This is a genomic window from Kitasatospora sp. NPDC048722, from assembly GCF_040650235.1.
Lineage (GTDB): Bacteria > Actinomycetota > Actinomycetes > Streptomycetales > Streptomycetaceae > Kitasatospora.
In genome coordinates, this window is the sequence record NZ_JBEZGX010000012.1 from 1 (window position 1) to 11669 (window position 11669).

At 75.5% G+C, this 11669-nt stretch carries 10 protein-coding genes; 4 read left to right on the top strand and 6 right to left on the bottom strand.

The features are described from left to right. Window positions 1-116: 116 nt before the first annotated feature. From moeZ to AB0C76_RS11560, 5 genes are all read right to left on the bottom strand, one after another. Window positions 117-1295 carry an adenylyltransferase/sulfurtransferase MoeZ gene (gene moeZ / locus AB0C76_RS11540; RefSeq protein WP_359963199.1) on the bottom strand — a complete coding sequence of 393 codons (1179 nt, stop codon included), beginning with the start codon at window positions 1293-1295 and terminating at the stop codon, window positions 117-119. A 243-nt stretch (window positions 1296-1538) separates the two neighbouring features. Continuing rightward, complete coding sequence (locus tag AB0C76_RS11545) at window positions 1539-2540, bottom strand: NAD-dependent epimerase/dehydratase family protein (RefSeq protein ID WP_359963202.1); 1002 nt, start codon at window positions 2538-2540, stop codon at window positions 1539-1541. A gap of 134 nt (window positions 2541-2674) precedes the next feature. After that, complete coding sequence (locus tag AB0C76_RS11550) at window positions 2675-3784, bottom strand: hypothetical protein (RefSeq protein WP_359963205.1); 1110 nt, start codon at window positions 3782-3784, stop codon at window positions 2675-2677. After that, window positions 3784-5466, bottom strand: coding sequence for a DUF3492 domain-containing protein (locus AB0C76_RS11555; RefSeq protein ID WP_359963208.1), 1683 nt, complete (start codon window positions 5464-5466; stop codon window positions 3784-3786). The genes AB0C76_RS11550 and AB0C76_RS11555 overlap by 1 nt, the downstream gene beginning before the upstream one ends. Before the next feature lie 225 nt (window positions 5467-5691). After that, window positions 5692-6609, bottom strand: coding sequence for an alpha/beta hydrolase (locus tag AB0C76_RS11560; RefSeq protein ID WP_359963211.1), 918 nt, complete (start codon window positions 6607-6609; stop codon window positions 5692-5694). Between the two features lie 234 nt (window positions 6610-6843). Here AB0C76_RS11560 and AB0C76_RS11565 point away from each other — a divergent pair, with 234 nt between their 5' ends. From AB0C76_RS11565 to AB0C76_RS11575, 3 genes are all read left to right on the top strand, one after another. Then, window positions 6844-7485 carry a TetR/AcrR family transcriptional regulator gene (locus tag AB0C76_RS11565; RefSeq protein ID WP_359963214.1) on the top strand — a complete coding sequence of 214 codons (642 nt, stop codon included), beginning with the start codon at window positions 6844-6846 and terminating at the stop codon, window positions 7483-7485. Window positions 7486-7649: 164 nt separating this feature from the next. Beyond that, entirely contained in the window at window positions 7650-7877 is a 228-nt protein-coding gene (locus AB0C76_RS11570) for a DUF3107 domain-containing protein (protein WP_359963217.1), read from the top strand. A 128-nt stretch (window positions 7878-8005) separates the two neighbouring features. After that, window positions 8006-8332, top strand: a complete 327-nt coding sequence (locus tag AB0C76_RS11575; protein ID WP_359963220.1) for a hypothetical protein — start codon at window positions 8006-8008, stop codon at window positions 8330-8332. A 22-nt stretch (window positions 8333-8354) separates the two neighbouring features. On the opposite strand, the gene AB0C76_RS11580 is transcribed toward AB0C76_RS11575, so the two are convergent. Beyond that, window positions 8355-9080, bottom strand: coding sequence for a ferritin-like fold-containing protein (locus AB0C76_RS11580; RefSeq protein ID WP_359963223.1), 726 nt, complete (start codon window positions 9078-9080; stop codon window positions 8355-8357). A 708-nt stretch (window positions 9081-9788) separates the two neighbouring features. On the opposite strand from AB0C76_RS11580, the gene AB0C76_RS11585 reads away from it, so the two are divergent. Beyond that, window positions 9789-11669 (top strand): DEAD/DEAH box helicase (locus tag AB0C76_RS11585; protein ID WP_359963226.1); only part of this gene is annotated, 1881 nt, incomplete at its 3' end.

Sequence of the window (11669 nt, forward strand, 5' to 3'; positions counted from 1 at the left end):
ACATCATCGGGGCGATGCGTGATCGAGCACTCGACCCGGCGGCTTCTCGGGATGCGATCTCCAGCATCATGAACGACCTGTGAGGGATCTGGCTCCGTCGTCTCCGTGCGCCGGGCCTAGTAGACCGGCTTGTGCGGCTCGATCTGGTTCACCCAGCCGAGCACGCCGCCGCCGAGGTGCACGGCGTTCGAGAAGCCCGCCGCCTTGACCACGGCCAGCACCTCGGCCGAGCGAACGCCCGACTTGCAGTGCAGCACGATCTTCCGGTCCTGCGGCAGCTTCGCCAGGGCGTCGCCCATGAGGAACTCGTTCTTCGGGATCAGCACCGCGCCGGGGATGTTGACGATCTCGTACTCGCCGGGCTCGCGGACGTCGATCAGGAAGATGTCCTCCTTCTCGTCCTGCCAGTCCTTCAGCTGCTTCGAGGTGATCGTCGAACCGGCGGCGGCGGCCTGCGCCTCCTCCGACACGACGCCGCAGAAGGCCTCGTAGTCGATCAGCTCGGTGACCGTCGGGTTGTCGCCGCAGAGCGCGCAGTTCGGGTCCTTGCGGACCTTCACCTGGCGGTAGTTCATCTCCAGGGCGTCGTAGATCATCAGCCGGCCGACCAGCGGGTCGCCCACGCCGGCCAGCAGCTTGATGGCCTCGGTCACCTGGATCGAGCCGATCGACGCGCACAGCACGCCCAGCACGCCGCCCTCGGCGCAGGAGGGGACCATGCCCGGCGGCGGGGCCTCCGGGTACAGGCAGCGGTAGCAGGGCCCGTGCTCGGCCCAGAAGACGCTGGCCTGGCCGTCGAAGCGGTAGATCGAGCCCCACACGTACGGCTTGCCGAGCAGCACCGCGGCGTCGTTCACCAGGTAGCGGGTGGCGAAGTTGTCGGTGCCGTCCACGATCAGGTCGTAGCCGGAGAAGATCTCCATGACGTTGGAGTTGTCGAGGCGCTCCTCGTGGAGGATCACGTTGACATAGGGGTTGATCTCCTTGACCGAGTCCCGCGCCGACTCCGCCTTGGAGCGGCCGATGTCCGACTGGCCGTGGATGATCTGGCGCTGCAGGTTGGACTCGTCCACCACGTCGAACTCGACGATGCCGAGGGTGCCCACACCGGCCGCGGCGAGGTACATGAGCGCGGGCGAGCCGAGGCCGCCGGCGCCGACGCAGAGCACCCTGGCGTTCTTCAGCCGCTTCTGCCCGGCCATGCCCACGTCGGGGATGATCAGGTGGCGGGAGTACCTGCGGACCTCGTCAACGGTGAGCTCGTCAGCCGGCTCGACCAGGGGTGGCAGCGACACGGAAACTCCGATGGTCGTCGGTTTCAGGTGGCCGGGGCCAGCCTGTCTGTGGGCATGTTGCTCCGCCACTCGGGTGGCTCTGCTACGCCAACAGTGTCACGCCCCTCCGGTATTCCGAGACAGCCCGTCCGATGGGCGAGACGGGCGGCGTCGGATCGTGGACCCGCCGCGCGGGCACCCCGGACGGCGTCCCGGCCCCTCCCAGCGGGCCGGACGCGCCCGCCGGGCCGCCGCCCGGACCGCTCAGACCCGGCAGGCCGTCTCCAGCCAGACGTCCCCGAGCGACTCCTCCAGCGGCACCTGCGTCCGCCATCCGAGACGGTCCCTCGCGGTGCGCACGTCCGCCTGCCGCCACGGCACCGGCTCACCCGAGGCCGGCCGTCCGTCGGCCCGCGGCCCCTCCTGGCGGTGCCCCGGCAGGTGCGGCCCCGGCGCGTGCCCCGGCAGGTGGTCCCCACCCACCGCGACGGCCTGCGCGGGTAGCAGGACCTGCCGGTTCTCCTCCACGACGGACCCCTCGAAGCCCGCCGCCCGCACCAGCAGCTGCGCCGCGTCCCGGGCCCGGACGGCGTGCCCGCTGCCGATGTTGATCACCCCGGTCGCCGCCGACACCGCCGCCGACTGGATCGCCCGCGCGACGTCCCGCACGTCCACGAAATCCCGGTATCCGGACAGGTCCGGCATCCGCACCTGCGACTCGTCCCGCTCCAGCGCCCGGCGCAGCCCCTCCGCGAGCCGGCCGAACAACGAGGCGGTCGGCGCCCCCGGGCCCACCACGTCGAACACCCGCAGCACCGCCGCGTCCAGGCCGGAGGCCAGCACCAGTTCCGTCCCGGCCAGCTTGGACACCCCGTACGGGCCGACCGGCCGCGGCTCGGCCTGCTCCGACACCGGCACCCCGCCGGGCACCGGCCCGTACTCGGCCGCCGAACCGACGTGCACCAGCCGGGCCGGCTCCCGGCTGCGCCGGATCGCCTCGCAGACGGTGGCGACCGCCAGCGTGTTCGCCCGGATCAGGGTGCGCGAGCTGCCGTAGGTGGCGCCCGCGCAGTTGATCACCACCTGGGGGGCGACGGCGTCCAGGAAGCGCGCCAGCGCGCCCGGGCTGCCGGTGGTCAGGTCGAAGCGGATGTCGGCCGAGTCGCGCCGGCCGAGGACCGTCACCTGCAACTCCTGGTCCAGCAGCAGACGGTCGGTGACGCGGCGGCCGATGAAGCCGTCGGCACCCAGCAACAGCACCCTCATCGGGGGTGTCCTTCCACGAAGCGAGGTCGGGGACGACCTGGCGGGCTGAAATCGGGCATGTACGGGGGCCGGTTCGACGGCCGGGGTCCAGGGGATCGGAGCGTGCGGGCGGACGGACGGGCGCGCGGTACGGGTCAGCGATGCGCCTCGGCCCGGCCGAGCACCGCCCAGGCGTACCCGAGCAGCACCGCCGCGACGGCGCCGCCGCCGAGCAGCGCGGCCGACGGGCCGGAGCGGCCGAGCCCGAGCACCGCCAGGGTGGCGGCCGGGCCCGCGAGCGCGCCCAGCGCGGCGGCGGTCCACCGGCCGCAGCGCGCCAGCAGCGCGGGCAGGACCAGCAGCAGGCCCAGCACGCCCTGCGCCGCCCACGGGAGGGCGCCGGAGCGCTCGGCGGCCACGTGCAGCAGCCCGCCCCCGTGGGACGGCCCCGGGCGCGGCGCGACGACGGTCAGCACGGCGAGCGCGGCGAAGGTCAGCACCGCGAGGACGGCGAGGTGCAGGGCCACCGCGACCGGCAGCACCGGTCGCATCCGGGCCCGGAACTCGGCCAGCGTGCCCGCCGCTCCCAGGTGGCCCCGGCCGACCTGCCGGTACCACCGGGCCGCCCGCTCGGCCGACCCGGCCGACGCGGCGGCCGCGAGCGCCAGGGCGACGGTCAGCGGGCGGTCACCGCCGGGCAGCGCGGGCGGGAGCAGCAGGAGGGCGGCCAGGCCGAGGCCGTAGGCGAGGGCGGCGGGGCGCCAGCGGGTGCCGGTGCCGGGCGGGGCGGCCTCGGGGCCGAGGCCGTCGGGGGCTGCGGGGCCGGCGAACGGCGGCCGGGGCGGGCCGGCCGGCGGGTCCGCGGTGAGGGCGGGGACCAGCGCGAGCGGGACGGCGGCGGTCAGCAGCACCGGCCAGCGCGCCCCGAACCAGGCCACCGCCGCGCACGGCGGGGCGGCCAGGGCGGCGGCGACGAGCGTGGCCCTGGCGGCGGCGCCGCACTCCCGGCCGGGGGGCTGCTGCTCACCCGAGGCCACCCCGCGCGGCACGCGCGCGTACAGCTCGTCGGCCAGCGCGAACAGGTCGGCGTGCCGGCAGCGCGCCGCCGCCTCGGCGCCGAGGCCCGCCTCCTCCAGCCCGGCGGCGATCTCCAGCGGGTCGACGGCCCGCTCGCACAGCGCCCGGTGCTCCGCCATCACCTGGCGCACCGGATCGCCCGAGGGCCGGCCGGCAGCACCGCCGGCCGCCGCGCCGCCCGCGGACATCAGACCGCCTCCGCGAGGGCGCCCGGGTCCGTCTCCAGGCTCCCGCCGTCCGCCCGGAGGGCCCCCAGGCGGGCGGGGGTCCGCAGCCGGCCCCCGCCCTCCCGAGCGCCGTCGTCGCCGCCCCCGGCCGCGTCGTCGGAAGCGCTCCCGCCGGCCCCGTCGGCGCCCCCGCGCAGCCAGAACTCGGCGGGCCGGGCGAACGGGCGGGGCCGCTCGCCGGGCGCACCGCCGCCCCCGCCGTCCGGGAAGGCCGGGAACCGCGAGACGAGCTCCAGGTAGATCTCCCGGAAGGCGCCGATCACCGGTTCGACGGCGAAGCGTTCCTGCGCCCTCAGCCGTCCGGCGAGCCCGAGCCGCGAGCGCCGCTCCTCGTCGCGCAGCAGCGCCAGGCAGGCGCCGGCCAGGGCGCTCGGGTCGCGCGGGGGCACCAGGAGCCCGGTCGGCCCGACCACCTCGCGGGCCACCCCGACGTCGGTCGACACGACCGCCCGCCCGCTCAGCATCGCGTCCGCGAGCAGCCGCGGCCGGCGCTGGGCCAGCGCGGAGAACACGGCCACCGTGCCGCTCTCCCAGGCCTCGGCGAGCGAGCCGGGCCGCCCGGCGAAGTCCACCGCCGCCGCGATCCCGAGCCGTTCGGCCAGTGCCGCGCAGTGCGCGAGGTAGCCGGGCCGCGCCTCCTCGCCGTGGACGACGAGCCGGGCGTCCGGGAGTTCGGCCCGCACCCGGGCGAAGGCGTGCAGCATCAGCTCGGTGTCGCGGCCGGGTTCCAGGGCACCCGCCCAGGTCAGGGTCGGCGCGGCCGGTTCCGGCCCGGCGGCGGGCCGGGACACCGCGGGCGTGCCCTCGTACACCACCCGGGTGCGCGCCGGGTCCGCCCCGCAACGGCGCTGCCACTGCTGGTCGTGCGCGCTGCCCGGGGTCAGTATCGCGGCCTGCCGGTACGTCTCCTCGGTGAGCGCCCTGAAGAACGCCAGCAGCAGGGCCCGGACCGGCCAGCGGTAGGGCGCCTCGCGGTAGCCGAGGTACTGCTCGCGCAGGTGCAGGCCGTGCTCGGTGACGACGAACGGGACGCCGTGTAGGTGCCGGGCCACCAACGCGGGCAGCGCGGCCGGGCCGCCGCCCACGACGTGGCACAGGTCGGCGCCGCCGAGGCCGCCGGGCCCGGTGCCGTACCAGGGCGCGGACAACGGGCGCAGGCACTGTTCCAGGAGGTCGGCGGCGACCAGGACGTCGCACACCAGCGGCTGCCCGGCCGAGGTGTCCGCGCCGGGCAGCCGCCAGACCCGCTCCAGGGCGCGGCGGGCGTGCGCGGAGGCCAGGAACGCGGACAGGCCGGCATCCTCCCGGGCGAGCGCGGCCAGCCGGTACAGCCCGGCCCCGAACCCGTCGCGCTCGCCCGGCAGGACCAGGGCGCGCACCAGTTCCTCGTACGCCCGCGCGTACTGGCGTCTGCGGAGTGCGCCGGGGGCCCGCCCGGCCGGCCTGCGCCCCCACAGCGCCAGTTCGTGGACCCCGCGCCAGGCGGGCGAGATCCGGTCCCCGACGCCGAGGGCGTCCGGGCCGGTGAGCAGGTAGAGCTCGAACCCGTGCTCCGGCAGGCCCTCGGCCAGCCGGTCGCACCAGGGTCCGGTGCCACGGCCCGGGTACGGACGGGCACCCTCGGTGAGCAGCGCGATGCGCACGGAAGACCTCCTCTTGCTGCCCCTCCCGGGGCTGCGGAAGCTGGTGGCCGACCGCCTGCTGCCCGCCGTGTGGCGCGGCGTGTGTGGCTCTCCCCCCACACCTGTTCGGTCCGGCAGCAGAAAGGTAGGACCGGCCCGCGGCCATCCATCGGTCACATGCCTGGTTGCCACCTGAACGAGTGAACCGGCGTGACCTCGCCGCGAACGGGCCCGTTAGCGCCGCCGTTACCGGGCGCGGGCGCCCAGCAGCTCCCCGACCTCGCGCGCCACCTGCCGGGGGTGCTCCATCATCGCCACGTGCCCGGACTCCGGGAGCACCAGCAGCCGGGCGTCCGCGAAGGCCGCGCAGGCCCGCCGGGCCGAGCGGTAGGAGACGAGCTTGTCGCGCAGCCCGTACACGAGCAGCACCGGCACGCGCACCTGCCCGGCCTGCCGCCACAGCGCCTGGTCGCCGCGCTCGGTGTAGGCGGAGACGATCCCGCGCACCGAGCCGACCAGCGCCCGCGTCGCGTGCGGCACCGCGAGCCGGCGCCGGTACTCGGCCGCCGCCTCGGCCCGGGTGGCCGCGGGCAGCCCGTCCGGGTCGCCGTAGACCAGCCGCAGGATGCCGTCGGCGGCCTCCTCGGGGCCGCGCGCGTTCGCCGGGAGCCGGCCCAGCAGACCGGGCAGCCCGGGCACCGCGAGCAGGCCGGTCGGCCAGGCACTGCGCTGCGGCGGCAGCTCGGGCAGCGCGGGCGAGACCAGGGTGAGGGTGCGGACGAGGTCGGGGCGCAGGGCCGCGAGCCGGACGCCGACGGCGCCGCCCAGCGAGTTGCCGAAGAGGTGGACGGGGCCGCGGCCGGCCGCCTCCAGGTAGCCGATGACGGCCCGGACGTGGCCGTTGACGCTCAGGTTGCCGTCCGCGGGCGGCGCGGAGGCGCCGAAGCCGGGCAGGTCCACGGCCTCGCCGTCGATCCGGTCGGCGAGCAGGCCCATGAGGGCCGTCCAGTTGCCGGCCGAGCCGCCGAGCCCGTGCACGAACAGCCCCGGCTCCCGCCCGTCCGCTCCGCGCGCGCCGATCCTGCCCGCACCGGCCGGCCGGTGCACCGCGAGCACCGCACCGGGGACCTCGACCGACCGTATCTGCTGCTCAGCGCCGCTCATGGTGGACGATGGTAGTCAGCGCCCGCCGGGCGGGCGCCGCCGGGAGGACACCCTGTGTGGCCGGGCAGTTCCGTCCCCGTCACACCACTGCCGATGCCGAGGTCAGCGCCGTATTGTGGGCTCCTGACAAGGAGGCCGGGGGCTTTTCTCACGTCCGCCGAACGCGGACGCGGTTACCGAAAAGTAGAATCGGTCACCTCGCAGCCCCGTACGAACCCCGAAGTGAGGAGCGCCGTGACGGCCATCCAGGAGGCGCAGGAGCGCCCGCGCGGTGCCCGCCTGCCGCGAAGCGCCCGCCGTGAACAACTGCTCGGTGCCGCCCAGGAGGTGTTCGTCGCGCAGGGCTACCACGCGGCCGCCATGGACGACATCGCCGACCGCGCCGGGGTCAGCAAGCCGGTGCTCTACCAGCACTTCCCCGGGAAGCTGGAGCTCTACCTGGCGCTGCTGGACAAGCACTGCGACGCCCTCGTGGAGTCGACCCGCGAGGCGCTGTCCACCACGACGGACAACAAGCTGCGGGTGGCCGCGACGATGGAGGCGTACTTCAACTACGTCTCCAGCGAGTCGGGCGCCTTCCGGCTGGTCTTCGAGTCGGACCTGACCAACGAGCCGGCCGTGCGCGAGCGGGTCGAGCGGGCCTCCGAGGCCAGCGCGACCCTGGTCAGCAAGGTGATCCAGGAGGACACCGACCTGCCCGAGGCGGAGTCCAAGCTGCTCGCGGCCGGGGTCTGCGGCCTCGCCCAGATCACCGCCCGCTACTGGCTGTCGCAGGGCCTGGAGATCCCGCGCGACGAGGCGGTCCGACTGGTCGCCAGCCTCGCCTGGCGCGGCCTGAAGGGCTTCCCGATGCACCCGGCCGGCGAGTCCGCCTAGGGTCCGTCCGCGGCCGCGGTGGGCTCCGGTGATCCGCTGACCTTCGCCTCCGCGGTGATCGCGTGCTCTATGGTGAAGCCGTACGGCGCGGTCGTCGCGAACGCTTGTCCCAGGCGCTCCGGTGCCCGCGCGTGGATGGCTGCAACCCCGGAGGGACGGAAGCCGTGGAGGTCAAGATCGGCGTGCAGAACGCGCCGCGCGAGATCGTGATCGAGAGCACGCAGACTGCCGATGAGGTCGAGAGCGCGGTCGCCAAGGCGCTGGAGGGCAGCTCGAAGCTCTTCTCGCTGACCGACGAGCACGGCCGCCGCGTCATCGTCCCGGCCGAGCGCCTGGCGTACGTGGAGATCGGCGAGCAGGCCGTCCGCAAGGTCGGTTTCGGCACTCTCTGAGTCGCCCGCCCGGTGCCCCGTTCCCCCCGAGGGAACGGGGCACCGCTGCGTGTACGGCCGGTCGGACCGGGGTAGGGCGCAGGTGCGGCCGTTCGAGTGCCGCGCGCCCGTCCCCCGGGGAGGCAGCCTTGCTGGTCGAGTCGATCGTCTTCGCCCTCGTCGGCCTGGTCGTGGGCCTGGCCGCGCTCCTGGCGCTGCCGGCGTACTTCCCGGCGGCCCGTGCCCTGGTGCTCGGCACCGCGGTGGCGGCGGCGCTGGTCGGCGGGGCGGTCGCGGCCTTCGGCCTGGCCGGTCGCTACCCGGCCGGGGCGGCCTTCGCGGCGGCGGTCTCCTCGGTGGTGCTCACCTCGATGCTGGCCCGGCCCGACGTGGCCGCCGGCCGGGCCCCGGCGCACCGGCACCACCCGCACCACGGGGGCGTCCACCGCGCGCCGCGGCGGCACCGGCCGGCGTAGCCCGCGTCAGCGGGACGGGGCTCTAGGAGGCCAGGCCGAGGGCGGCCATCCGCTTGGTGTGCGCCTCGGTGATCCGGTTGAACATCTTGCCGACCTCGACCAGGTCGAAGCCCTGCACCTGCACGCCGCCGACCAGCAGGTTGGACAGCGCGTCGCGCTCGGCGACCACCCGCTGGGCCTGGCTCAGCGCCTCGCCCATCAGCCGCCGGCCCCACAGGGCGAGCCGGCCGCCGGCCCGCGGGTCGGCCTCGATCGCCTGGCGCACCTTGTCGACGGCGAACTGGGCGTGGCCGGTGTCGGACATGACGCCGAGGACGAGGTCCCGGGTGTCGTCGTCGAGGCGGACGGCCACCTCGCGGTAGAAGTCCGTCGCGATGGCGTCGCCGACGTAGGCCTTGACCAGGCCCTCCAGCCAGTCCGAGGGCGCCGTCATGCGGTGGAACAGCTCCAGCGGCTCGACGAAGGGGCGCATGGCCTCCTGCGGGTCCGCGCCGATCTCGGCGAGCCGGTCGTGCAGGCGCTGGTAGTGCTGGAACTCGGAGGAGGCCATCCGGGCCAGGGCCGCCTTGTCGGCGAGGTCGGGCGCCAGCTTGGCGTCCTCGGCGAGCCGCTCGAAGGCGCTCAGCTCGCCGTACGCGAGGGCGCCGAGCAGGTCCAGCACCGCCGCGCGGTAGCCCGGGTCGGCCGAGCAGCTCGCCCAGTCGCCGATCGAGCCGACCTCGTCCTGCGTCTCACCATGGGTCTCCATGACCCGCCACCTTAGTCCCGCCCGCCCGGCTCCCCCACACGGACCGGCCGCCCCCGGGCGTGCCGGGTGACCACCCGGAACGCCCGGTCACGCGCCGGTCGCCGGGGGCAATGTCAGACGCGTCACGTGTTCGAGTCGTCGCCTGACTGTATGGTGGTACGGAGCCCCGTCGTGCTCGCACGGTGTCACCGCCGTCTCGGTGTCCCGCGCAAGCCCGCTCCCCAGCGGCGCCGTCCCCTCGGACGTGTCCGCATCGGAGGCACGGGTACTCACGTACGCGGATGCCCGGTCGGAGAGCCGATCGGCTCCGACCATGGCTTGGACTTCAAGCCTTGGCACCGCATCAGTGGCCGAGCGAGGGCCGCCGAGACCGCGCCCGCCCGGCGGAGGTCCCGCGCAGGTCCCTCACGGGAATCCTCCCCGACGCCGCCGGCGACGCGCCCCGCCATCGGGCCGCGCGCACCGGCCGGCCGCAGGGACCGGCGCGGTTGTGCGTCCGCGCAGCTGTTTCAGGACCGTCCCGGTCCGTACGCAGCCGCGCGCCCGCCCGCCCGCCGCTCGCTCTCGGCCCCTCCACACGGAAGAGGCAGCACCCTGTCCACCACCGCTGAACCCATCAAGACGACGTTCCGAGAGCTGGGAATCCTCCCGGAGACCGCCGAGGCCCTGGAGGCCGTCGGCATCGTCCACCCGTTCCCCATCCAGGAGATGACCCTGCCGGTCGCGCTGACCGGCCACGACGTCATCGGCCAGGCCAAGACCGGCACCGGCAAGACCCTCGGCTTCGGCCTCCCGCTGATCGAGCGGGTCGTCGTGCGCGCCGACGTGGACGCCGGCCGCGCCACCGAGGAACAGCTCACCGAGTTCCCGCAGGCGCTGATCGTCGTCCCCACCCGCGAGCTGTGCACCCAGGTCACCAACGACCTGCAGACCGCCGGCAAGGTGCGCAACGTGCGCGTCCTCGCCGTCTACGGCGGCCGGGCGTACGAGCCGCAGGTCGAGGCGCTCACCAAGGGCGTCGACATCGTCGTCGGCACCCCGGGCCGCCTGCTCGACCTGGCCGGCCAGAAGAAGCTCAACCTGTCCAAGGTCCGCGCGCTGGTCCTGGACGAGGCCGACGAGATGCTCGACCTGGGCTTCCTGCCCGACGTCGAGAAGATCATCACCATGCTGCCGGCCAAGCGGCAGACCCTGCTGTTCTCGGCCACCATGCCGGGCCAGGTCATCAACCTCGCCCGCCGGTACATGAGCCAGCCGACGCACATCCGGGCCGCCGCGCCGGACGACACCGGCGCGACCGTCGCCAACATCGAGCAGCACATCTTCCGCGCGCACTCGCTGGACAAGGTCGAGATGGTCTCGCGCATCCTGCAGGCCGACGGCCGCGGGCTCGCGATGATCTTCTGCCGCACCAAGCGCACCGCCGCCGACGTGTCCGACCAGCTGACCCAGCGCGGCTTCGCGGCCGGCGCGGTCCACGGCGACCTCGGCCAGGGCGCCCGCGAGCAGGCCCTGCGGGCCTTCCGCAACGGCAAGGTCGACGTGCTGGTGTGCACCGACGTCGCCGCCCGCGGCATCGACGTCGAGGGCGTCACGCACGTCATCAACTACCAGTGCCCCGAGGACGAGAAGACCTACCTGCACCGGATCGGCCGCACCGGCCGGGCCGGCGCCTCCGGCACCGCCGTCACCCTGGTCGACTGGGACGACATCCCGCGCTGGCAGCTGATCAACAAGGCGCTGGACCTGCCGTTCAACGAGCCGGAGGAGACCTACTCCACCTCGCCGCACCTCTACGAGCTGCTGAAGATCGCGCCGGGCACCAAGGGCATCCTGCCCCGCTCGGAGCGCACCCGCGCCGGGCTCGGCGCGGAGGAGGTCGAGGACCTCGGCGAGACCGGCGGGCGCGGGGCGCGCTCCGGCCGGAGTGGCCGCGCCGGCTCCGGCGGGTCCGCCGGGGCCGCCGGCTCCGGCCGCTCCGGCCGTCCGGGCGGCCCGGCCGTCGAGGCGGCCGAGGAGAAGCCGCGGCGCACCCGCGAGCGCCGGCGCACCCGCCGGGGCTCCGCGGTCGGCGCCGAGGGCGAGGCCGCTGCCGCGGTGACCGGGGCTGCGTCCGCCGCGACGGCCCCGGCCGTCGAGGGCGCCGAGGGCGAGGCCGCGCCGCGCCGTCGTCGCCGCCGCTCGCGCGGTGGTGCGTCGGGCGCCGAGGCGGCCGTGGCCGAGGCCGCGGTGGTCGAGGCCGCCGAGGCCGTCGTCGCCGAGGCCGTGGCCGTGGCCGAGGCTCCGGCCGAGGAGAAGCCGGCCGCGCGCACCCGGACCCGGACGCGGAAGCCCAAGGCGGAGGCCGTGGTCGAGGCCGCCGAGGCCGTCGTGGCCGAGGTCGTGGCCGAGGTCGTGGCCGAGGTCGCCGTCACCGAGGCTCCGGCCGAGGAGAAGAAGCCCGCCACCCGGACGCGCACCCGCAAGCCCAAGGCCGAGACCGTCGTGGCCGACGCCGCTGTCACCGAGGCTCCGGCCGAGGAGAAGAAGCCCGCCACGCGCACCCGGACCCGCAAGCCCAAGGCCGAGACCGTCGCGGCCGAGACCGAG

Excerpts from the sequence above, each read along its gene's own strand:
- AB0C76_RS11545 (WP_359963202.1), bottom strand. The coding sequence starts at position 2,540 with ATGAGGGTGCTGTTGCTGGGTGCCGACGGCTTCATCGGCCGCCGCGTC.
- AB0C76_RS11550 (WP_359963205.1), bottom strand. The coding sequence starts at position 3,784 with ATGTCCGCGGGCGGCGCGGCGGCCGGCGGTGCTGCCGGCCGGCCCTCG.
- AB0C76_RS11580 (WP_359963223.1), bottom strand. The coding sequence starts at position 9,080 with ATGGAGACCCATGGTGAGACGCAGGACGAGGTCGGCTCGATCGGCGAC.
- AB0C76_RS11560 (WP_359963211.1), bottom strand. The coding sequence starts at position 6,609 with ATGAGCGGCGCTGAGCAGCAGATACGGTCGGTCGAGGTCCCCGGTGCG.